Genomic DNA, 20,967 nt, shown 5'->3' with positions numbered 1-20,967 from the left:
TGGCAAGCGCAACGTCGGATGCGACTTGACCTTGCCACCGTGGCAATGCCCACAGTGCAGATTCCCTCAATCCTCAACGGAGTCATCCATGCACGAATTCCACCTTCCCGACATGACCTGCGGCCACTGCGCTTCGACGGTGAATGTCACCTTGAAACTGGTCGATCCCGCCTGTGAGATCCAGGTCGATCTGCCGCGGCGCTTCATCACCGTGAAAAGTGGTGAGCACCGTGATGTGTTGATCGAAGCGCTGACTGACGCTGGCTACCCAGCCCTCTGATCGCCGCTCCTCAGGGCCCCACCGGTGAGGGCCTTGACCTTCCCACCATGACAAGCTACATCCTCGACCATTGAAGTCGTTCAACCTCTGGAGCGCTCCATGACCACCCTCATGAACATCGGCGATGCCGCCGCCGCCGCTGGCGTCTCCGCCAAGATGATCCGCCACTATGAACAGATCGGTCTGCTGCCCGAGGCAGAGCGCAGCGAGGCGGGCTACCGTCTGTACGGTGATCGTGAAGTCTCGGTGCTGCGGTTCATCCGGCAATCGCGCCACCTGGGGTTTTCGGTGGCGCAGATCGCCGAGCTCATCGGCCTGTGGAGCGATTCACAGCGCACGAGCCGCGAAGTGAAGGCAGTGGCGCAACGCCACCTGGCCGACCTGGAAGAAAAGCGCCGCGAAATCGAGCAGATGATGGACGGGCTTTCGGTGCTGGTGAAGGCGTGCCACGGGAATGACCAGCCTCACTGCGCCATCCTGGACAAACTCTCGCGCGGCAGCCTTGCTCAGCACCAGCCCCAACAAAAGCCCCAGCTCAAGAAATCCCGAGCCAAGGCCGAGGTGTCAGGCGCCAGCACTTCCAGCCCCATCGACCTCATGGCCTGGATGCGCGGCGTTCACGTTCACCATGACGCTCACTGAGGGGACATGCCGTCACCGCCATGGCAGCGAGCTGGTCTGTTCGGTGACGAACCGAACGACGTAGAGCCCAGTCGCACACTGGTTCGACTTGGGATCGTGCTTTGACCTGCTTTCTTGATCTGCGTCAAGGCAGTTCAAGCGCCCAGGGTTAGCCTTGAATCGTTGCCACTGTTCACCTGACTGATATGCATCTGTATCGCCGCTCGCTGCGCCATGTCACCTGGATGATCCTGGCGGTGTGGTTGTTTGCGTTGGGCGCAGGTGTGGCCAATGCATGCCTTTTGAACGAACCGAACAACGGTCGTCACTCTTCGTTCACGGCGATGCCACAGGATGTACCCGTCGCCCAAACCCATCACGACGATCAATCCGACCCCGACACTGCCGGATGCTTGAAGTTTTGCGATGAAGCCTCGCTGGCCATCACCAAGGTGGACCAGCCCATCGCCGATGGCGGCCCAGGGTCAGTGGATGTGCCGTACCGGGCATCGGAGCCAACCATTGCCTCGGTAACCGCGGTTCAAGTTCGGGTGCATTTCACCAGACCCGCGCACCTGGCTCTGCCCATCGCTGCCCGACCCCATCGACTGACCTTGTAGACCGCATCGCAGTCCATTGCGAAGAGCGCTCCTGCGTTCTAGCCGGCCTGGATGGGCCCCGTCCTATTTTTGACTTCCGCCACCATATCGCCGCCCGCGGCGGCACCCCCATTCCTTCACAGAACACCACCATGAAAACCCTCCACACCATCGTCGCGATCTCTGCCGCCCTCTTGCTGACGGCATGCGCAAACCCAAGTGCACCAGGAACCGGCGCCGCGTCGGCAGCCAAAGCCGACGAACACAACGCCCATCAAGCCGCTGCGGCATCTTCTGCAGCACCTGCTGCCATGCCAAACGGCATGAAGGACATGCAGGCCATGCGCGACAAGATGATGAATGCCAAGACCCCAGCCGAACGGCAGGCCCTGATGAACGAGCACATGAAAACCATGCAAGAAGGCATGGCGATGATGAAAGGCATGAAGGGAATGGGCGGCATGCATGGCAAGGAAGGCATGCCAGGGATGTCCGGCATGAAGGAGATGCCCATGGACATGGGCAAGCACCATCAGATGATGGAGATGCGCATGGACATGATGCAGATCATGATGGAAATGATGATGCAGCGCATGCCGGGTGCAGCCACCGCGCCCGCCAGCAAGTGACAAGCCATCAACGCTCAACCAGGTGCGATGGAACTGCGCATCGATCGCCAGGGGTGACACGTTCTCCCTCAACTTTCGCAGTCAACCCTGGCGGAGCGATTCAATGAACCCAGCCAACGACGAATCCAACGGGTCAACGTTCTGGCGCCGGCCTGCAGGCATGGTGCTGCTCACGGTTGCCTTGATCGCCGGCTTCTTTTTGCTGCGAGAGCACTGGGGTCATGTGCTGGGTTACTGGCCCTATCTGCTGCTGCTCGCTTGTCCGCTGATGCACTTGATGCACGGGAACGGCCACGGGGGGCATGGCAGCCATTCGCAGGATTCCGGGCGTACCCACAACGACGAAAAATAGGCAGACGAACATGAATGCACACCAACATCACGGCAGCAGTGCCCCGTCGGAATCGGCCTCACCAACGGACCTGAAGGATCCCGTGTGTGGCATGACCGTCACGGCGCAGTCTGGTCATATGTTGACCCACGAGGGCCGGACCTTCTATTTCTGCAGTGCCAAGTGCCAGGGCAAGTTTGCTGCGAACCCGCTGCAATACCTCGCACCCGAGCCACCCGCAGAAACCAGTCCAGCTGTGACCGGTGCGATCTACACCTGCCCGATGCACCCGGAGATTCGCCAGGACCATCCAGGGAACTGTCCCAAGTGCGGTATGACGCTCGAGCCCTTGCTGCCCGACCTTGACGACGATGACAACCCTGAACTGCGCGACTTCCAGCGCCGCTTTTGGTGGACCTTGCCGCTCACGGGGGTGGTGTTCGTGCTCGCGATGTTTGGTCACCGATTGCAGTGGTTCGACATGGGTACCCAAAGCTGGATTGAACTCGTGCTGGCGGTACCCATCGTGCTCTGGGCCGGGTGGCCATTCTTTGTGCGCGGCGCGCAGTCGGTGGTGAACCGCAGCCCGAACATGTGGACCCTGATCGGCCTGGGCACCGGCGCCGCTTTCGTCTACAGCGTGGTGGCCACCGTCGCCCCGCAGGTGTTCCCGGACTCGTTCATCTCCATGGGCCGCGTTGCCGTTTACTTTGAAGCCGCCGCCGTGATCATCTCGCTTACGCTGCTGGGGCAGGTGCTCGAACTAAAGGCCCGTTCTCAGACCTCGGCGGCCATCAGGTCGCTGCTTCGTCTGGCGCCAAAGACCGCCCGGCGCATCCGGGAAGACGGCACCGAAGAGGATGTGCCACTGACCCATGTGCATGTAGGCGACTTGCTGCGCGTGCGCCCAGGCGAAAAAGTACCGGTGGACGGCGAGGTGACGGAGGGCGGCAGCTCGATCGATGAATCCATGCTCACGGGCGAGCCGATGCCCGTCACCAAACGCGTGGGCGACAAGGTGATCGGCGCCACGCTGAACACCAGTGGCGCGCTGGTGATGCGATCTGAGCGCGTCGGCGCGTCCACCATGCTGTCGCAGATCGTGCAGATGGTGGCCCAGGCACAGCGTTCCCGTGCGCCCATGCAACGCATGGCCGACGTGGTGGCGGGTTACTTCGTCCTCGCTGTGGTGGGCATTGCGTTGTTGACCTTCTTTGGCTGGGGTCTGTTCGGTCCCGAGCCAAGCTGGGTGTTCGGCCTGATCAACGCGGTGGCCGTGCTGATCATTGCCTGTCCTTGCGCGCTGGGCCTGGCCACGCCCATGTCCATCATGGTCGCCACCGGTCGCGGCGCCACACACGGCGTGTTGTTCCGGGACGCAGCGGCCATAGAGAACATGCGCAAGATCGACACCCTCATCATCGACAAGACCGGAACGCTTACCGAAGGCCGTCCCACGTTTGAGCGCGCCGTTCCCGCGCCAGGCTTTGACGCCGATGAGGTGCTGCGCCTAGCCGCCAGCCTGGACCAGGGCAGCGAACACCCTTTGGCCGAGACCATCGTGCGCGCCGCCCGCGAGCGCAGCATGTCTTTGGACAAACCCGAGAACTTTGAATCTGGCTCGGGCATTGGCGTGCGTGGGCAAGTGGGAGGTCGTCAGCTGGCTCTGGGCAACACCACGCTGATGGAGCAGATCGGTGTAGCGGTTGGTGCGCTGGTGCCGCAGGCCGAGGCCCTGCGCGCAGAAGGTGCCAGCGTGATGTACCTGGCCGTTGATGGACAGCTGATGGGCCTGTTGGCGGTGTCCGATCCGGTCAAGGCAAGCACGCCGGAGGCCTTGGCGACGCTCAAGGCCTCCGGCCTGCGCATCGTGATGGCAACCGGGGACGGACTGACCACAGCCAAGGCTGTTGCAGCCCGCTTGGGCATCGATGAGGTGCACGGCGAGGTCAAGCCGGCCGACAAACTGCAGTTGGTGGAAAAGCTGCAAAAGGAAGGCCGTGTGGTGGCCATGGCAGGCGACGGCATCAACGATGCACCGGCACTGGCCAAGGCCGATGTGGGTGTGGCCATGGGCACCGGGACCGACGTGGCGATGAACAGCGCACAGATCACGCTGGTCAAGGGCGATCTGCGCGGAATCGTGATTGCGCGCGCCCTGTCCGAAGCGACTGTGGGCAACATGAAGCAAAACCTGGTGTTTGCTTTTTTGTACAACGCGCTGGGCATTCCGATTGCGGCCGGCGTGCTGTATCCACTGACGGGGTGGCTGCTGTCGCCGTTGATTGCCGCGCTGGCCATGAGCTTGAGCTCGGTGTCGGTAATTGGCAATGCGCTGCGTTTGCGGCGCGGCAAGCCATAACGGGTCGGTTCTGCGAGCCTCGGCCAACTCCACTTGACCGGTTTGTTTTGTGATCACAGGCCGCAGCAATTGAGTGGCGTTTTGCTCAGACGAAGGGGTTGCAGTGCGACCTGCGTCCAGATCGCTGACCAAAAAAAGCAGCCCTCGCACCGATGTCGGCGGGAGGGCTGCGTGGTCAGAGACTTTTCGATCGTCCCCGTTTGGATAAATCGCCTGAAGGTCAGTTCCCGTGCCCCTTGTTCAACAGGGAACTCAGACGCGCAACTTCGTTACCCATCGTCGTGATGCTTTTGCCATCGACGGTCTGGACGACTTGACCCTTGCTAAGGTGAGTCACGCTTCCAAACTTGCTTTCCTTGGCCATCAGTCCGTCTTTGAAGACGTAGAGCGTTTCACCGTTCTGCAGTGCGATGACCTGCTTGGCCTCGGACCTGGCTGCGTCCATCGCGAATGCCGGGGCCAATGCTGCCAATGAGAGGACGAGGATGCTGAGCTTGCGAATCATGGGGTGTCTCCTTCAAGAACAAATCACATTGTTCGACTGAATCAATGCGGTACGAGGTACAAGTTCAATGTAGTGAGATGCCCATGACCGGCAGCTTGCGAATGCATTACATCTCGGTCAGCGCAAAGTCAGCAGGCCCTCTCGCAACCCGATTGGCCTCCTCCTTGAATCGGTGGACACGGCAACGTTCCGTAGCTGCAAAACACGCAGCAGTCACCCGTCTTCGGCCGAAGGATCGCGTGACAGTCTTCGCATTCATAGAACCATTGGCAAGCATCGGTGGGCATGACTTCAGTCCTTGCTTGTCCACACTCAGGACAGGTCAACACCGACGTCAGGAGCACGTCGGTCAAGGCTCAACTCCCGTGACGGTTGACGGGAAGCCAGCGTCCTTGGTCGCCCGGGTCAGAGCGTCCAATGAAACCTGGGTGTCGTCGTAAACCACCGAGGTCTCCCGCCTGCCGAGATTGGACTCCACGTCGACCACGCCAACCAGTTTCGTCAACGCCTTCTTGACCGTGATCGGGCAGGTGGCGCAGGACATACCGGGGACGGAAAGAGTGACGGTTCTCTGCGCTGCCCATGCAAGCGGACTCAGCACAAATCCGACAGCAATCAAGATGTGTTTCACAGCCAGGCCTTTCATCAATAGAACCAGTGAGCTATCAGCGGGAATGCCATTGCGGTGGTGAGCAGCAGCACCACGACACCGAACAGCAGTTTGTAGATGCGGTTGATGCGGGGAATCGCACACACCTGACCTGGTTCGCAGGCAGCTTCTGGCCTCCAGATGCTTCTTGCCGCAAAGAACAGCGCCGCCAGCGATACACCCATGAACAGCGGTTGATAGGGCTCCAAGGCCGTGAGATGGCTGATCCAGGCGCCCGAGATGCCCACCAGGATCAACACCAGTGGGCCCAGGCAGCAGGCCGATGCAAAGAGGGCTGCAAGACCACCGGCCAGCAGGGCTTTGCCGCCCTGTTCGGTAGCGGGACTGGAGATGGGTGTGTTCGGGGTGGTGGAGTGCGCTGGCATGAGATAACCTTAAAGCCGTACCCAAGTACGGAGTCAAGCGACATGAGCGATATCCACACACCTTCCGCCTCCAACATGACGATTGGCGGATTGGCCAAGGCAGCCGAAGTCAATGTGGAGACCATTCGCTTCTACCAGCGGAGGGGATTGATGCCTGAGCCGCTCCGCCCATCCGGCGGGATTCGCCGCTACGCAGAAGCTGACCGTTCTCGCCTTCATTTCATCAAGTCGGCGCAGCGCCTCGGATTCAGCCTGGACGAGATAGCCGAGCTGCTGCAACTCGACGATGGCGCCAGCTGTGTCCAAGCCCGAACCAAAGCACAGACCAAGCTCGCGGATGTGAAGAGCAGGCTTGAGGACCTGCACCGGATTGAAGGAGTGCTTGAGGGATTGATTCGACTCTGCGGAGCATCCAGGGGCAAGGTGCGATGCCCGCTGATTGCAGCCTTGAAGACCGACGCTTCGTTGAGTGCCTGAGCCAGCGCTTATGCGTATGTCAGCAGCACCGCCGCTTTGCCCCTGCCATACAGATCACTTCTGCTTGGCAAGCCACTTGTCGAACTGAGCGATTTCTTTCTTTTGCGCCACGATGATCTGCTTTGCCATGGCCTTCATTTCGGGTGACTTGCCGGTCTTGAGTTGCATCTCGGCCATGTTCAAAGCTTGCTGGTGATGAATTTTCATCATCATCGCGAAGTCCTTGTCGGTATTGCCCGACATGGGCATCTTTTGCATTTCCTCCATGCCCATCATCATGGAACCTTTCATGTCGTGTGCACCTGTGGCGCCTTTGTGCATATCGGACATGGGCATCGTCGCTGGGCCTGTGGCTGGCGTGGACTGAGCATGCGCCGACATCGACATGAGCACAGTCAGCGAAACGGCGCACAGAGCCTTGTTAGGGACAGTGGTGAAGCGTTTTGCGGTGGATTGATGGTTCATGTGACTTCCTAGAAGCTACCCGAAGGCGGGTTCATCATCATCGACAACGATACTCGGATTGACTGTGCGCCAACGTACGCCTGCCCATGGGTTGCGAGGCTGGGTCGGACCGGTTTCACATAGCAGCGAGGACGTCACCCATGCAAAAAAGGGATCGGTCATCACAACCGATCCCTTGACCACAACCGACCCATAGGGTCGGATTGGTTAAATCACTTCATCGCTTTGATATCGGTGACCACCATCTTGCCGGCGTCCTGAATGACGATGAACTGGATCTTCTCGCCTACCTGGACCTTGTCCAGCATGGCCTTGTCCTTGACGTTGAACACCATAGACATCGGAGGCATGTCCATGTGCTTGATCTCGCCATGCTTGATCGTGACCTTGCCGTTTTCCTTGTCGATCTTGCGAATTTCGCCGTCGGTCATGGCGGGTGTCGCCGCCATGCCCATCTTGCCCTGATCCATTCCCATCTTTCCTTGGTCCATGGTCATTTGAGCCAGCGCGGGTCCAGCGAAGGCAAAGGAAAGGGCGACCGCTGATGCGGCCAGACTCAGGTTCAGTGTTTTCATGAAATGTTCCTTCAATCAGGTGTGTCTGTGGGTTGCAAGAATGGTGGTTTGTCAGCTTATTTGGTGGTCACTTTGATCTGACCCTTCATGCCCGCGTCGTAGTGTCCGGGGTGAAGGCAGGCGAAATCAACGACGCCGCCTTTGGTGAAACGCCAGATGACCTCACCCTTTTGCCCAGGCTTCAGGGAAATCTTGTTGGCCTCATCGTGTTCCATGCCTGGAAATTTTTTCATCACTTCGTAGTGCTCCTTCAGCTCCTTCTCCGTGCCCAGGCTGAACTCATGCGGCACCTTGCCGGAGTTGGTGACGACGAAACGGACGGTTTCCCCCTTCTTGACGTCCACCAGTGCTGGCGTGAACCGCATGCTGTCGGCAGCGTCGACCTGAATGGTGCGGGAAGCTTTACTGGCGACGCCGGGCTCACCGATGGGCGATTCGTTGTGGCCGCCGCCGTGCGTGCCCGCCGCTGTGGCGGCTGACGTGGCTAGAAGGGCGGCAACGAACAAAAGGCTGGAACGCTTGGAAAGTGGGGCTTGGGTGAAGATCATGTGAACTCTCTGGATTGGTGGGTTGAGAAAGCAAGTGGGAGAAATGTGTAAAGACGGCTTGGTTCAGTGCTGCATGCCTTTGCCCATGGGCTTGACCGCTGTGCCCATCGCCGGGGTTGTGTCTGCACTGGCCTTGGGCCTGACGGCGGGCAAGGGCGCACCGGTCCATTCGTGCGCAACAGTGCCTTCGGGGAACTTGTACGGGCCAGGGTCCTTGTAGTCGCCCGGCTTCTGGTCCTTGCGCACCTTGAACACGGTGAACATGCCGCCCATCTCCAACGGGCCGAACTGGCCCGTGCCGGTCATCATGGGCGCAGTGTTGTCCGGAATGGGCATCTGCATTTCGCCCATGTCGGCCATGCCGCGCTCGCCCATCAGCATGTAGTCGGGCACCACCTTCTGGATCTTGTTGACCAGGCCTCGGTGGTCCACGCCGATCATGGTGGGCACGTCGTGGCCCATGGCGTTCATGGTGTGGTGGCTCTTGTGGCAGTGCATGGCCCAGTCGCCTTCCTCGTCGGCGATCAGTTCGATCTGGCGCATCTGCCCCACGGCAACATCGGTGGTCACCTCGTACCAGCGCGTGCTCGGCGGCGTTGGGCCGCCGTCGGTCCCGGTCACCAGAAACTCGTGCCCGTGCAGGTGGATCGGGTGGTTGGTCATGGTGAGGTTTCCCACACGAATGCGCACACGGTCGTTCAAGCGCACGTTGAGCGTGTCGATGGCGGGGAAGACACGGCTGTTCCAGCACCAGATGTTGAAGTCCAGCATCGTGTTGATCTTGGGCGTCTTGCTGCCCGGCTCGATGTCGAACGCGTTGAGCAGGAAGCAGAAGTCGCGATCCACCTCGCTGATGTGGGGATGCTTGCCCTTGGGGTGGGTGACCCACATGCCCATCATGCCCATGGCCATCTGGACCATTTCGTCCGCGTGCGGGTGGTACATGAAGGTACCCGGACGGCGCGCTTCAAATTCGTAGACGAAGGTCTTGCCCACGGGGATGGCGGGTTGGTTCAGACCACCCACACCGTCCATGCCGCTGGGCAGGCGCTGGCCGTGCCAGTGGATGGTGGTGTGCTCGGGCAGCTTGTTGGTGACAAAGATGCGCACGCGGTCGCCTTCGACCACCTCGATGGTTGGGCCCGGGCTCTGGCCGTTGTAGCCCCACATGTTGACCTTGAAGCCCGGCGAGACCTCGCGCACCACGGGTTCTGCCACCAGATGGAATTCCTTGACGCCGTTGTTCATCTTCCAGGGCAGGGTCCAGCCGTTGAGCGTGACCACCGGGTTGTAGGGTCGGCCGGTGGTGGGCACCAATGGAGGCGCTGTGTCCACAGACGTTTGGTAGACAGGCTCGGGCAAAGCGGCCATGGCAGACCGCGCAACCGCCAGCCCAGCCACCGAAGCGGCAGCACCCGCGAAAAACTGACGACGTGAATTGAGGAGACTCATGTTGGTTTTCTTTCTATGCGTGCAATGTGATCAGTGGCCAGCGGCAGCAGCGGGCTCACCGCCTCCGCCGCCCAGAGAGACAAAGCTGTCGGGCGCACCGCCTTGAAGGACCCACTGCAGATCGGTCTCTGCGATCCAGAAGTCCCGCTGCGCCTCGATGGCACTGGCCACCGCTTGGGACTGGCTGGAAACCTCACCCAACAAGTCCCACACGCTCTTGAGCATGCCGTTGTAGTGAAGAACGGTTTCTTCGGTGATGAACTCTCGAACCTTCAGCACTTCTTCGCGCGCACTCACGGCCAGTGCGTGGCTGGAGAGGTAGGCCTGGCGAGCGAGGCGGGCGTTGGCGCTATTGCGCATGCCCTCGGCGCGCGGCAGTTGTGCAGCAATGGCCGCAGCGCGCCCATCCAGCACTTGTTGCGACAAGGCTTGGACCGGCACATCGGGCAGACGGTCAGGCAGCGCAACAGCGCTGTGCATGCCGGTGAGGCCCAACGTTTTGATGAGTGAGGCTTCGGCCTGCGTGGCGGCGTTCTGTGCGCGTCGCACGTTCATCTTGGCGGATGACTGAGCCAGTTGAACTTGGGCCTGCTGGAGCTTGCTCCAATTGCCCACACTCACCATGCGGCGACCCAGCTCGTTGCCGGCCTCGGCGGCGTCCAGCGCATCACGGTGCTGTTTGAGAACCTGTCGCGCAGCCACTGCCTGAAACCACGCCTTGCGACCTTGAGCGGCGACTTCCAGCAGCTCGTCCATGTCGTCTACCTTGCGCTGATGGATGGGATCAAGCTCGGCCCATTGGCCTTTGGCAATCAAATCCACGTTGGCCGTACCGATCCTGTTCATGGGTTTGACCAAATCCAGGTGGGCCCGCCAGGCCTGACGCACGGCGTCTTCAGCCGTCATGAGGCTCAGGCTGGGAGATGCCAACTCCTGACCTGCAGCAGCGGGAACGTTCTCTTTTTCCCACTTGAGAATGTCGGCATGGCCGCGTTTGAACTGCCCCACGGCGTCGTTGGCTTCGCGCCAGTTCTTCTCGGCAGGGGCCGGTGCGATCTGGGCGGAAACGACCATGGGGAGTGCAAACACGCCCAGAACGATGGCCCGCAGTGCAGAGGAAGGGTAACGTCGATGAATCACTGATTTGCTCCTGTTCAACTGTTTCAAGCTGAGGGCAGTGTGCAAAAGGCCACCCGTCACGAACCTGTCGGTTTCATTACAAAGTTGTCAGGTTCGGTTGCAATGGGCCGCTGGCAGTGAAAATCGCCGCAGGAGTGAACGTGAAAATCTTGATTGTTGAAGACGAACGCAAAACGGGTGAGTACCTGTGCATGGGACTGCGCGAGGCGGGCTACGCGGTAGAGCTGCTCAACAACGGTGTGGACGGATTGCACCAGGCGCTGGAGGGCGACCACGACCTCATCATTCTGGACGTCATGCTGCCTGGCATGGACGGCTGGCAGGTGCTCAGAGGTCTGCGTGCCCAGGGTCGAGAGATGCCGGTGCTCTTCCTGACCGCCAAAGATCATGTGGACGACCGCGTCAAGGGTCTGGAGCTCGGAGCGGACGACTATCTGGTCAAGCCGTTTTCGTTCTCCGAGCTGTTGGCCAGGGTGCGCACCATCTTGCGCCGTGGGCGCTCGGGTATGGAGCCAACCACCCTGCAGGTCGCGGATCTGGAGCTGGACCTGCTGCGCCGTCGGGTCACCCGCGCGGGCAAGCGCATCGACCTGACCGCCAAGGAGTTCGGATTGCTCGAATTGCTGATGCGCCGCAAGGGTGAGGTGTTGCCACGCTCGCTGATCGCCTCCCAGGTGTGGGACGTTAACTTCGACAGCGACACCAACGTCATCGAGGTGGCCATGCGCAGGCTTCGTGTCAAGGTGGACGACGGGTTTGAGTGCCGCCTGTTGCAGACGGTTCGAGGCATGGGTTACGTGCTGGAAGTGCCGGAGCACTCCTGATGATCCGGCGCTTGACCCTCACCGCACGACTCACCTTTCTGTACACCCTGGTATCGGCTGTGGTGCTTCTTGGCCTTGGCGTCTTGGTGGCGTGGTCCACCCATTTGCACTTCATTGACCTTGACCGCGACTACCTGCTGGACAAGGTGCAGCTCATCGAGAAGATCGTTGATGAAACGCCAGAGCCAGCCGAACTCGCGGCCAAGCTGGATGAATCGCTCAACAGCCATCAAGGCCTTTTCATCTCATTTACGCGCGGTGACGAACAGCTGTTTGGAAAAGGCGGCATCACATTTCCAGCAGAACTCGCTGCACGAAGCGCCGCAGATCAGCCCATGGACTGGACCGATGGTGAGCGGCAACTGCGAGGCATGAGCACAGAGCTCTCCACAGCGCAGATGCCCGGCGGATTGAGCAGTCCAGGTCAGAGCATGCGCCTGACGCTCGCGCTGGACACGCAGCACCACACCCATTTCATGCAGATGCTGCGCCAACAGTTGGCGGTCTATGTCCTCTTGGCCACCCTGCTCAGCGGCCTCCTGGGGTGGTGGGCAGCCCGCAGCGGTCTGGCCCCGCTGAGGACCATGAGAGAGCGCGCGCTCAAGGTCACGGCCCACAAGCTCGACGAGCGCATGCCAATCGACGCTGTGCCCGTGGAGATGGCGGAGCTGGCTCGCAGCCTCAACACCATGCTGGAGCGTCTGCAGCAGGATTTTTCAAAGCTCATGGAGTTCTCAAGCGACATTGCCCACGAACTGCGCACGCCCATCAGCAACCTGCTGACACAGACCCAGGTATCCCTCTCGCAACGCCGTGATCCGGAAACTTACAGAGATATCCTCGCCTCCAACGCCGAGGAATTTCAGCGCCTCGCGCGCATGGTGTCTGACATGCTGTTTCTCGCCAAGACGGACCACGGTATCCAGCTGCCGAATCGCGAAGACGTCGCACTCGAAGAGGAGGCGAAGAGTCTTCTGGATTTCTACGATGCGGTCGCCGAGGACAAAGAACTTCGCCTTCGGGTGGTGGGAGCGGGTAGCGTGGTGGGTGATCGACTGATGATTCGGCGAGCCATCAGCAACTTGCTGTCCAATGCGCTGCGGCACGCCCACCCTCGTACCGATGTTGCGCTGACTGTCGAGACCCAGATGAATAGCACCAGCTTGTGTGTCACCAACACGGGCGATCCGATCGATGCAGCAGACCTACCGCGCCTGTTTGATCGCTTCTATCGCGTGGACAAGGCGCGCGCGCATCCCTCATCCGATGGTGCTGGCCTGGGTCTGGCCATTACCAAGGCCATCATGCTCGCTCACGGCGGGAGCGCGTCGGTCACGTCTTCAGCGGGAACAACGCGGTTCTGCCTGCAGTTTCCGGGCTCTCATGGGTCTCGTTCTCTTCGCGTCGCCAACAGCCAAACCCAGACGAGCGCGAGCGCCGAGTAGTTGGCGACGACAAACCAAGGCGTGTTCCAGGCAACGCCATCAAATCCTCGGTAGGTGAGCGGGTAGAGGACTGGAGACGGAAAGAAGTCGTCCGAGTGGGTGAATACATCAATGAGGATGTGCGACCACCATCCGGCCAACGGCAGCCAGAAGACACGAGACCATCGCCAAGCGACCAGCGTCGCTGCCATGGCGATCACCCCGCTGTGAAAGATGCAGTGGAGATGGTGCGACCACTGTTCCACGCTCTCGGGTAAAGGCTGCACCCTTTCCGGCAGCGCTCGGACATAGGTCATGAACTCGGCCGGCAGCCCGTTGAAGAGAGCCCACGCCGCCACAGGCAACATGTGCATCAGATCCGGCAACGCCGCCATTGCGGCAGTGGCAAGACCAGTTGCAACGGGTATTGGCCGATGGCGTAACAGCAGGACGACGCCCGCTCCCGCCCACAGCGCATGTGCAGCAATGTCCACGTTGGCCTCCAAGTACAGATTGGCTCGCTCTGGACAGTCTACGGTGCCTTGTTTGGTCAGGCTCTCCAATCAGGCAAGCGCAGTCAGTCTGCGCGCCATAGAATCCAGCCATGCGCAGCTTGCTCGTCCTCGTCCTGTGTCTGCTGCTGCCCTTGCAGGGGTTTGCGGCGTGGCAGGTGCCTGCGTCACCATGCCCCATGCAGGGCATGATGGCCACGGCGGATGAAGTCGACGGGATGGCAGAGTCCCAGGCCGAGGCCATGGACGATTGCTGCAACGACATGGCCACTTTTGAGCGCACGGGCCAGCCCTGCAAGAGTATTCCGAGTTGCGTCGTTCCCGCTGCAGGCCTGCCGTCTTTCCCATCCCTCGTGGCCCAGACCCCGGTCACTCAGGACCCTCAAGCGCCGGCCTGGCGCAGCCTTCCTCCGGGCGCGACTTCGCGCCTCTGGCGTCCGCCCACTTCCGTCTGATTCCCCGCACAGCGCAGCCCACCCGCCGGTGGCGTTGCTGTCGCACGCTTCCAGGGTTTTTGCGCCCGGGCGTGCCTGCTCCGGAGCTCAGACATGGAACATCCTTCGCTTTTTCTTGCACGCGCCGTGCTGGCCCTCGCTGGCCTGCTTGTGCTGGTCACACCCGCTGCCGCCGATGAACCCCTGAGCCTGAGCGCTGCGGTGAGCGCAGCCGTTGCTCGCTCGCGCAGTCTCGACGCCTCTGCCGCCGCCGCGCAAGGCGCACGCGAGATGGCAGTGGCGGCTGCGCAGCGACCCGACCCGGTGCTGCGCCTGTCGCTGGACAACCTGCCGGTGAATGGGCCTGAGCGCTTCAGCACCACGCGCGATTTCATGACCATGCGCTCCATCGGTCTCATGCAGACCCTGCCGAACGCGGACAAGCGCCGCGCCCGGGGTGAGCGATTCGAGCGGGAGGCCGAGGCAGCGCTGAGCGAACGAGCGCAGCGGGTGGCCCTACTGCAGACCGAGGTAGCGCAGGCCTGGCTGGAGCGCCGCATGCAGGAGCAGCGATGGGCATTGCTGCAGGCGCAGATCACCGAGGCGCGTGTGCTGGTGCAGACCACCGAGGCAGCTCTTCGCGGTGGACGGGGCTCCACGGCCGATGCCTTCAGCGCGCGCGAAGCACTGGCGCAGCTGGAACAGGGCCTGATCGGCGCGCAGGCCGAGCGCGCCAACGCCCGCCTCACGCTGGCGCGCTTCACCGGTGGGCCGCCCGAGCAGCAGCTGGCCGATCCACCGCCGATGCGATCCAACCCCGCGCCAGCCGACCACGCAGACCGGTTGCCGGACATCAGCGCCTTGCAAGCCCGCGAGGCCGTGGCCCGGGCCGAGGCCGAGGTGGCCCGCCAGGAGCTCAAGCCCGACTGGAGCGCAGAGATCATGTTCAGCCAGCGCGGCTCGCAGTTCTCCAACATGGTGTCGATCGGCGTGTCGGTGCCGCTGCAGTGGGACAAGCCGCAGCGTCAGCAGCGCGAACTCGCTGCCCGCCTGACCCGCGTGAATGAGCTGGAGGCCGAGCGGGAAGAGCAGACACGCGAGCGGGTGCTGCAGGTGCAGCGCTGGCAACAGGCATGGCGCAGCGGGCTGGAGCGTCTCACGTTTCTGGACGCCCAACGCCAGCCGCTGGCCGCGCAGCGTGTGGACGCTGCACTGGCCGCCTACCGGGGCGGGCGCGAGGGCCTCGGCACCGTGCTGCAGGCGCGCCGCGATGCGTTGAACCTGGCACTGGAGCGTCTGGCGCTGGAGCGTGAAACCGCCGGCCTGTGGGCGCAACTCGAATACCTCATCCCCGACACCACCGCTGGAGTGACACCATGAAGAAGAAAAACACGCTGTTCGCGCTGGCCGCTGTGGCCGCGCTCGTTGCCGTGGGCGGTGGCGCCTGGTGGATGGGCATGCAGCAGGGCATGGGGAACACCATGCCTCCCTCACAGCCGGCGTTGGCCACCACCGCCAGTGCCACCGCCACCAACGACCCGTCGCTGTGGACCATCCCGCAGGGCGAGGAAGCCACGCGCCGACACATCCGCGAATCGCTCAAGGCGGGCGACCTGGACCCGGCTACGGGTCGTCGCATTCTGAATTACCACGACCCCATGGTGCCGGGCAAGAACTTCGATGCGCCTGCCAAGTCGCCCTTCATGGACATGATGCTGGTGCCGCGCTACGCCGGCAGTGATGCGGCGGACGCCAGCAGCGTCACGGTGAGCCCACGCATCCAGCAGAACCTGGGGCTGCGCACAGCGCCGGTGGTGGAAGGCTCGCTGGTGTCGGCGGTGACGGCGGTGGGCAACGTGGCCTGGAACGAGCGCGAGCGGGTGGAGCTGAGTTCGCGCGCCATGGGGTTCGTGGAGAAGCTGCATGTGAAAGCGGCGCTGGACCGCGTGGCGGCTGGCGCGCCACTCGCAGAGCTCTACGTGCCCGACTGGGTGGCTGCCCAGGAGGAGTACCTGGCGCTGGCGCGCCTGACGGGCGATGGCACCGACTCACTGCAGGATGCGGCGCGCCAGCGCATGCGCCAGGCCGGCATGACACCCGCGCACATCCAGCGCGTGGTGGCTTCAGGCGCAGTGCATCCGCGTTTCACGCTGACCGCGCCCATCGCCGGCATCGTGAGCGAACTCATGGTGCGCGAAGGCGCCACCGTGATGCCGGGAATGACGCTGATGCGCCTGCAGGGCACGCGCACGGTGTGGGCCGAGGGGGCCGTGCCCGAGAGCCAGGCGGCGCTGCTGCAACCGGGCGCGCGGGTGCGCACCACCAGCCCCGGCGCGCCGGGTCAGACCTTCGAGGGCCGGGTGCAGGCGCTGCTGCCCGAGGTGGACGCGGTCACGCGCACCATCCGCGCACGGGTCGAGCTGGCCAACCCGCAGGGGCGGCTGGTGCCGGGCATGCTGGTGAGCATGCGGCTGGACCGCCCGCAGGCCGCGACCACCCTGCTGGTGCCCAGCGATGCGGTGATCCACACCGGGCGGCGCAGCGTGGTGATGGTGGCCGAGGACGGCGGGCGCTTCCGCCCGGTGGAGGTGACAGCGGGCCTGGAGGTGGGCGGCCAGACCGAAATCAACGCGGGGCTTCAGATGGGCCAGCGCGTGGTGCTCTCGGGTCAGTTTCTGATCGACTCCGAAGCCAGCCTGCGCGGGTTGGAAGCGCGTCTCAACCAGGAGCCTGCACCTCCGTCCACATCCACCGCCACCCAACAGCGCTACACCACCGACGCAGTGATCGATGCACTCAGCGGCGACACGGTCACGCTCACGCACCCACCCATCCCGGCACTGAAGTGGCCGCAGATGCAGATGGACTTCAAACTGCCCCCGCGCGCGCAGCAGCCGCGCGACCTGGAAGCGGGCGACCGCCTGCAGATCGAGTTTGAAATGCAGGACGGCGATGTGCCGCGCATCACCAGCCTGCAGCGCGTGGCACCGGAGCCGCGCCAATGATCGCCGGGCTCATCCGCTGGAGCATCGCCAACCGCTTCCTCGTGCTCCTGGCCACCGCGCTGCTGAGCGCCTGGGGCGTGGTGGCCCTGCAGCGCACGCCGCTGGACGCCTTGCCCGACCTCTCCGACACGCAGGTCATCATCCGCACCACCTGGCCTGGGCAGGCGCCGCAGATCGTGGAAAACCAGGTCACCTACCCGCTGACCACCACCATGCTGTCGGTGCCGGGCGCTCGCGCGGTGCGCGGCTTCTCGATGTTCGGCGACAGCTTTGTCTATGTGCTGTTCGAAGACGATGTGGACCCGTACTGGGCGCGCTCGCGCGTGCTGGAGTACCTCAACCAGGTGCAGGCGCGCCTGCCGCGCGGGGCGAGTTCGTCGCTGGGGCCCGACGCCACCGGCGTGGGCTGGATCTACCAGTACGCGTTGATCGACCGCACCGGCGGGCAGGATATCGCCCAGTTGCGCGCCCTGCAGGACTGGTTCGTGCGCTTCGAGCTCAAGACCGTCCCCGATGTGGCCGAGGTCGCCAGCGTGGGCGGCATGGTCAAGCAATACCAGATCGTGCTCGACCCCGACAAGATGGCCGCCTACCGTGTGACGCAGGCCATGGTGGCCGAGGCGGTGTCGCGCGGTAACCAGGAGGCCGGCGGCTCGGTGCTGGAGCTGGGCGAGGCCGAGTACGCGGTGCGCGCCAGCGGCTACCTGAAGACACTCGACGACTTCCGCGCCATCCCGCTCATCACCAGCAGCGCCGGTGTGTCGGTGCGCCTGGGCGATGTGGCGCGGGTGCAGACCGGACCGGAGATGCGGCGCGGCATCGGTGAGCTCAACGGCGAAGGTGAGGCCGTGGGCGGTGTGGTGGTGATGCGCTCGGGCAAGAACGCATTGCAGACCATCGAAGCGGTGAAGAAGCGGCTGGCCGAGCTGCAGCGCAGCCTGCCCGCCGGTGTGGAGATCGTGCCGGTGTACGACCGCTCGGGCCTGATCGAGCGCGCGGTGAAGAACCTCGGTGAAAAGCTGGTGGAGGAGTTCATCGTGGTGGCGTTGGTGTGCCTGGCCTTTTTGTTCCATCTGCGCAGTGCGCTGGTGGCCAGCATCTCGCTGCCGCTGGGTGTGCTGATGGCGTTCATCGTGATGCAGCAGCAGGGAATCAACGCGAATGTGATGTCGCTCGGCGGCATTGCGATTGCGATCGGCGCCATGGTGGACGCGGCCATCGTGATGATCGAAAACGCCCACAAGCACCTGGAGCGCTGGGCTCACCATCACCCGGGCGACACGCTGCAAGGCGAGCCGCGCTGGCGTGTGATTGGTGACGCTGCGGCCGAGGTGGGGCCGGCGCTGTTCTTCTCGCTGCTCATCATCACACTCAGCTTCATCCCCGTGTTCACGCTGGAGGCGCAAGAAGGCCGGTTGTTCGCACCGCTGGCCTTCACCAAGACCTACGCCATGGCGGCGGCTGCCGGCTTGGCGGTCACGCTGATCCCGGTGCTCATGGGATACCTGATTCGCGGGCGCATTCCGGCCGAGACCGCCAACCCGCTGAACCGCGCGCTCATGGCGCTGTACCAACCGGTTCTGAATGCGGTACTGAAAGCGCCCAAGCTCACGCTCGTGGTGGCGGCGCTGGTGCTGGTGGTCAGCATCTGGCCACTGCGCCAGCTGGGCAGCGAATTCATGCCGCCGCTGGACGAAGGTGACCTGCTCTACATGCCCACCGCGCTGCCCGGCCTCTCGGCGGCGAAGGCGGCCGAGCTGCTGCAGCAGACCGACCGCCTGATCAAGACCATCCCCGAGGTGCAGAGCGTGTACGGCAAGGCCGGGCGCGCCGAGACCGCCACCGACCCGGCGCCGCTGGAGATGTTCGAGACCACGATCCAGTTCAAGCCGAGAGGCGAATGGCGCGCGGGCCTCACGCCCGAGGCGCTGATCGAAGAGCTCGACCGCACCGTGCGCGTGCCCGGTCTCTCCAACATCTGGGTGCCACCGATCCGCAACCGCATCGACATGCTGGCCACCGGCATCAAGAGCCCCGTGGGCGTGAAGGTGGCCGGGCCGGATCTCGCCACCATCGACCGCCTCACCGGCGAGATCGAGCGCGCGGTGAAGGACGTGCCCGGCGTCAGCAGCGCACTGGCCGAGCGCCTGACCGGTGGGCGTTACATCGACGTGGACATCCGCCGCGCGGACGCCGCGCGCTACGGCCTGAACATTGCCGACGTGCAGGAGATCGTGGCCGGTGGCGTGGGCGGCATGAACATCGGCGAGACGGTCGAGGGCCTGCAGCGTTTCCCCATCAACCTGCGCTACCCGCGCGAGCTGCGCGACTCATTGCCCGAACTGCGTGCACTACCCATCGTCGCGCCCGGCGGCCAGCGTTTGGTGCTGTCCGATGTGGCCGACTTGCGCATCACCGAGGGTCCACCCATGCTGCGCAGCGAAAACGCGCGCTTGGTCGGCTTTGTGTACGTGGACATTCGCGGGCGCGACCTGCGCGGCGCGGTGCTGGACATGCAGCGCGCGGTGACCGAGCAGGTGGCGTTGCCCGCCGGGTACTCGGTGTCGTGGTCGGGGCAGTTCGAGTTCCTGGAGCGGGCCACGGCCAAGCTCAAGCTGGTGGTGCCGGTCACGCTGCTGATCATCTTCGTGCTGCTTTACCTGATCTTCCGCCGCTTCGACGAGGCGCTGCTGATCATGGCCACGCTGCCGTTCGCGCTGGTGGGCGGGGTGTGGTTTCTCTGGCTGCTCGGGCACAACCTGTCGGTGGCCAGCGTGGTGGGCTTCATTGCACTGGCCGGTGTGGCGGCCGAGTTCGGCGTGATCATGCTGATCTACCTCAAGCAGGCGTGGCAAGAGCGGCTGGACGCCGGGCGCACCGATGAACTGTCGTTGCTGGAAGCCATCCGGGAGGGTGCCGTGTTGCGGGTGCGGCCCAAGGCCATGACGGTGGCCACCATCGTGGCCGGCTTGCTGCCGCTGTTCTGGGGCATGGGTACCGGCAGCGAGGTGATGCAGCGCATTGCGGCACCCATGATCGGCGGGATGATCAGCGCGCCTTTGCTGTCGCTTCTGGTGGTGCCGGTGGTTTACAGGTTGATGCGGCGGCAGCAATGAGTCAGGCAGGTGGCTGGCGAACGCTGATGACGGCGTCACAACACTTGCAGCAGGATCGGATGGGAAAACTTCAGATCCATTACCCACAGAGACTGTGTCCTAGCCTGTGGATAACCAGGTGGACAACGCCCGCAGGCCACAGCCAGCCTGACTTGCGGGCGGCTGCTTAAAAGTTGGGCGTTTCGGATGTCGTGCCGATGCACGATGAATACGCACTTGGACGGGCCATTCTCCTTACCGTGAGCACTCAATGACCACAGCTGACATGCGCTGCTGGAGCCTGTGGACTCTGATCAACACCGTCTTGCCGGCGCGACGTAACACCCTGCGCGTTGATGCACGAAATTGATCCATATTCGCCGCAGTGAGGATTTGTGCGTCCCGGCTATCGCCGTCGGGCTCTGCGGGCTACGCCCCGCGCCCCGTGCCGGGTCGCGGCCATGCGGCTTCGATCCCTGACGCCTCCGGTCGAGGGCATGCCCTCGGCCTGCGCGCTGCGCTTGCCTTCCTCACGCCTGCAGGTGTGGTGGGGCTGGCTTGCTGGTCCCTTCATCCTTGCACACCGTTCTCGCCGTCAAGGTCTGCGCGCACGGTGTGCGCTGGCGGCCGTTCGGCCGTCTTCGAACCTTTGAC

General features: G+C 63.0%; 23 protein-coding genes. 13 read left to right on the top strand and 10 right to left on the bottom strand.

Annotated elements, in window-relative coordinates; translation table 11 throughout:
* The first annotated feature begins 88 nt into the window (after positions 1-88).
* The 6 genes from AB7F11_RS03805 (at position 89) to AB7F11_RS03780 (ending at position 4,822) form a co-directional block, all read left to right on the top strand.
* Entirely contained in the window at positions 89-280 is a 192-nt protein-coding gene (locus AB7F11_RS03805; RefSeq protein WP_428289442.1) for a heavy-metal-associated domain-containing protein, read from the top strand.
* Positions 281-379: 99 nt separating this feature from the next.
* Positions 380-922 (top strand): Cu(I)-responsive transcriptional regulator, encoded by a 543-nt coding sequence (gene cueR / locus AB7F11_RS03800; protein ID WP_428289441.1) that lies wholly within the window; start codon positions 380-382, stop codon positions 920-922.
* Positions 923-1,107: 185 nt separating this feature from the next.
* The gene (locus tag AB7F11_RS03795) at positions 1,108-1,521 is read left to right on the top strand and encodes a hypothetical protein (protein ID WP_428289440.1); all 414 of its coding nucleotides are present in this window, start codon (positions 1,108-1,110) and stop codon (positions 1,519-1,521) included.
* Positions 1,522-1,652: 131 nt separating this feature from the next.
* Positions 1,653-2,129 carry a hypothetical protein gene (locus AB7F11_RS03790; protein WP_428289439.1) on the top strand — a complete coding sequence of 159 codons (477 nt, stop codon included), beginning with the start codon at positions 1,653-1,655 and terminating at the stop codon, positions 2,127-2,129.
* 103 nt (positions 2,130-2,232) lie between these two features.
* Positions 2,233-2,481: a DUF2933 domain-containing protein gene (locus tag AB7F11_RS03785; RefSeq protein ID WP_159604223.1), complete on the top strand. Its 249-nt coding sequence runs from the start codon at positions 2,233-2,235 to the stop codon at positions 2,479-2,481.
* A 10-nt stretch (positions 2,482-2,491) separates the two neighbouring features.
* A complete protein-coding gene (locus tag AB7F11_RS03780; protein ID WP_428289438.1) occupies positions 2,492-4,822 on the top strand; it encodes a heavy metal translocating P-type ATPase in 2,331 nt (776 codons plus the stop codon).
* A 220-nt stretch (positions 4,823-5,042) separates the two neighbouring features.
* Here AB7F11_RS03780 and AB7F11_RS03775 read toward each other — a convergent pair whose 3' ends face one another.
* From AB7F11_RS03775 to merT, 4 genes are all read right to left on the bottom strand, one after another.
* Positions 5,043-5,327: a CopK family periplasmic copper-binding protein gene (locus AB7F11_RS03775; protein WP_428289437.1), complete on the bottom strand. Its 285-nt coding sequence runs from the start codon at positions 5,325-5,327 to the stop codon at positions 5,043-5,045.
* 128 nt (positions 5,328-5,455) lie between these two features.
* Positions 5,456-5,680: a GDCCVxC domain-containing (seleno)protein gene (locus AB7F11_RS03770; protein WP_428289436.1), complete on the bottom strand. Its 225-nt coding sequence runs from the start codon at positions 5,678-5,680 to the stop codon at positions 5,456-5,458.
* Entirely contained in the window at positions 5,677-5,958 is a 282-nt protein-coding gene (merP, locus tag AB7F11_RS03765; RefSeq protein ID WP_236574262.1) for a mercury resistance system periplasmic binding protein MerP, read from the bottom strand. Before merP ends, AB7F11_RS03770 begins: the two co-directional genes overlap by 4 nt.
* A 14-nt stretch (positions 5,959-5,972) precedes the next feature.
* A complete protein-coding gene (gene merT, locus AB7F11_RS03760; RefSeq protein WP_428289435.1) occupies positions 5,973-6,362 on the bottom strand; it encodes a mercuric ion transporter MerT in 390 nt (129 codons plus the stop codon).
* 42 nt (positions 6,363-6,404) lie between these two features.
* Between merT and merR the strand changes: the two genes are divergently transcribed.
* Positions 6,405-6,839: an Hg(II)-responsive transcriptional regulator gene (gene merR / locus AB7F11_RS03755; RefSeq protein ID WP_201450010.1), complete on the top strand. Its 435-nt coding sequence runs from the start codon at positions 6,405-6,407 to the stop codon at positions 6,837-6,839.
* Positions 6,840-6,893: 54 nt separating this feature from the next.
* Here merR and AB7F11_RS03750 read toward each other — a convergent pair whose 3' ends face one another.
* From AB7F11_RS03750 to AB7F11_RS03730, 5 genes are all read right to left on the bottom strand, one after another.
* Complete coding sequence (locus AB7F11_RS03750) at positions 6,894-7,304, bottom strand: DUF305 domain-containing protein (protein ID WP_428299854.1); 411 nt, start codon at positions 7,302-7,304, stop codon at positions 6,894-6,896.
* A gap of 212 nt (positions 7,305-7,516) precedes the next feature.
* Entirely contained in the window at positions 7,517-7,879 is a 363-nt protein-coding gene (locus AB7F11_RS03745; protein WP_300716481.1) for a copper-binding protein, read from the bottom strand.
* A 56-nt stretch (positions 7,880-7,935) separates the two neighbouring features.
* Entirely contained in the window at positions 7,936-8,427 is a 492-nt protein-coding gene (locus tag AB7F11_RS03740; RefSeq protein WP_056276575.1) for a cupredoxin domain-containing protein, read from the bottom strand.
* Between the two features lie 63 nt (positions 8,428-8,490).
* Positions 8,491-9,879, bottom strand: a complete 1,389-nt coding sequence (locus AB7F11_RS03735) for a multicopper oxidase family protein (RefSeq protein ID WP_428299853.1) — start codon at positions 9,877-9,879, stop codon at positions 8,491-8,493.
* Between the two features lie 30 nt (positions 9,880-9,909).
* A complete protein-coding gene (locus tag AB7F11_RS03730; RefSeq protein ID WP_428299852.1) occupies positions 9,910-11,019 on the bottom strand; it encodes a hypothetical protein in 1,110 nt (369 codons plus the stop codon).
* Positions 11,020-11,159: 140 nt separating this feature from the next.
* On the opposite strand from AB7F11_RS03730, the gene AB7F11_RS03725 reads away from it, so the two are divergent.
* Both AB7F11_RS03725 and AB7F11_RS03720 read left to right on the top strand, forming a co-directional pair.
* Complete coding sequence (locus tag AB7F11_RS03725; protein ID WP_056277296.1) at positions 11,160-11,843, top strand: heavy metal response regulator transcription factor; 684 nt, start codon at positions 11,160-11,162, stop codon at positions 11,841-11,843.
* 11 nt (positions 11,844-11,854) lie between these two features.
* On the top strand, positions 11,855-13,288 hold the full coding sequence (locus tag AB7F11_RS03720) for a heavy metal sensor histidine kinase (protein WP_428299851.1): 1,434 nt from the start codon (positions 11,855-11,857) through the stop codon (positions 13,286-13,288).
* On the opposite strand, the gene AB7F11_RS03715 is transcribed toward AB7F11_RS03720, so the two are convergent.
* The gene (locus AB7F11_RS03715) at positions 13,225-13,761 is read right to left on the bottom strand and encodes a hypothetical protein (RefSeq protein ID WP_428291504.1); all 537 of its coding nucleotides are present in this window, start codon (positions 13,759-13,761) and stop codon (positions 13,225-13,227) included. The genes AB7F11_RS03720 and AB7F11_RS03715 overlap by 64 nt on opposite strands.
* A 110-nt stretch (positions 13,762-13,871) precedes the next feature.
* Here AB7F11_RS03715 and AB7F11_RS03710 point away from each other — a divergent pair, with 110 nt between their 5' ends.
* From AB7F11_RS03710 to AB7F11_RS03695, 4 genes are all read left to right on the top strand, one after another.
* Positions 13,872-14,234, top strand: coding sequence for a hypothetical protein (locus AB7F11_RS03710; protein ID WP_428291503.1), 363 nt, complete (start codon positions 13,872-13,874; stop codon positions 14,232-14,234).
* A 93-nt stretch (positions 14,235-14,327) separates the two neighbouring features.
* Positions 14,328-15,593 carry a TolC family protein gene (locus AB7F11_RS03705; protein WP_428291502.1) on the top strand — a complete coding sequence of 422 codons (1,266 nt, stop codon included), beginning with the start codon at positions 14,328-14,330 and terminating at the stop codon, positions 15,591-15,593.
* The gene (locus AB7F11_RS03700) at positions 15,590-17,218 is read left to right on the top strand and encodes an efflux RND transporter periplasmic adaptor subunit (RefSeq protein ID WP_428291501.1); all 1,629 of its coding nucleotides are present in this window, start codon (positions 15,590-15,592) and stop codon (positions 17,216-17,218) included. The genes AB7F11_RS03705 and AB7F11_RS03700 overlap by 4 nt, the downstream gene beginning before the upstream one ends.
* On the top strand, positions 17,215-20,334 hold the full coding sequence (locus AB7F11_RS03695) for an efflux RND transporter permease subunit (protein ID WP_428291500.1): 3,120 nt from the start codon (positions 17,215-17,217) through the stop codon (positions 20,332-20,334). Before AB7F11_RS03700 ends, AB7F11_RS03695 begins: the two co-directional genes overlap by 4 nt.
* The last annotated feature ends 633 nt before the right edge of the window (positions 20,335-20,967 follow it).

The organism is Hydrogenophaga sp. (genome assembly GCF_050250835.1).
GTDB lineage: Bacteria > Pseudomonadota > Gammaproteobacteria > Burkholderiales > Burkholderiaceae_C > Hydrogenophaga.
The sequence above is the reverse complement of the archived record's forward strand: the minus strand, read 5'-3'. Positions and strand labels throughout refer to the sequence as shown.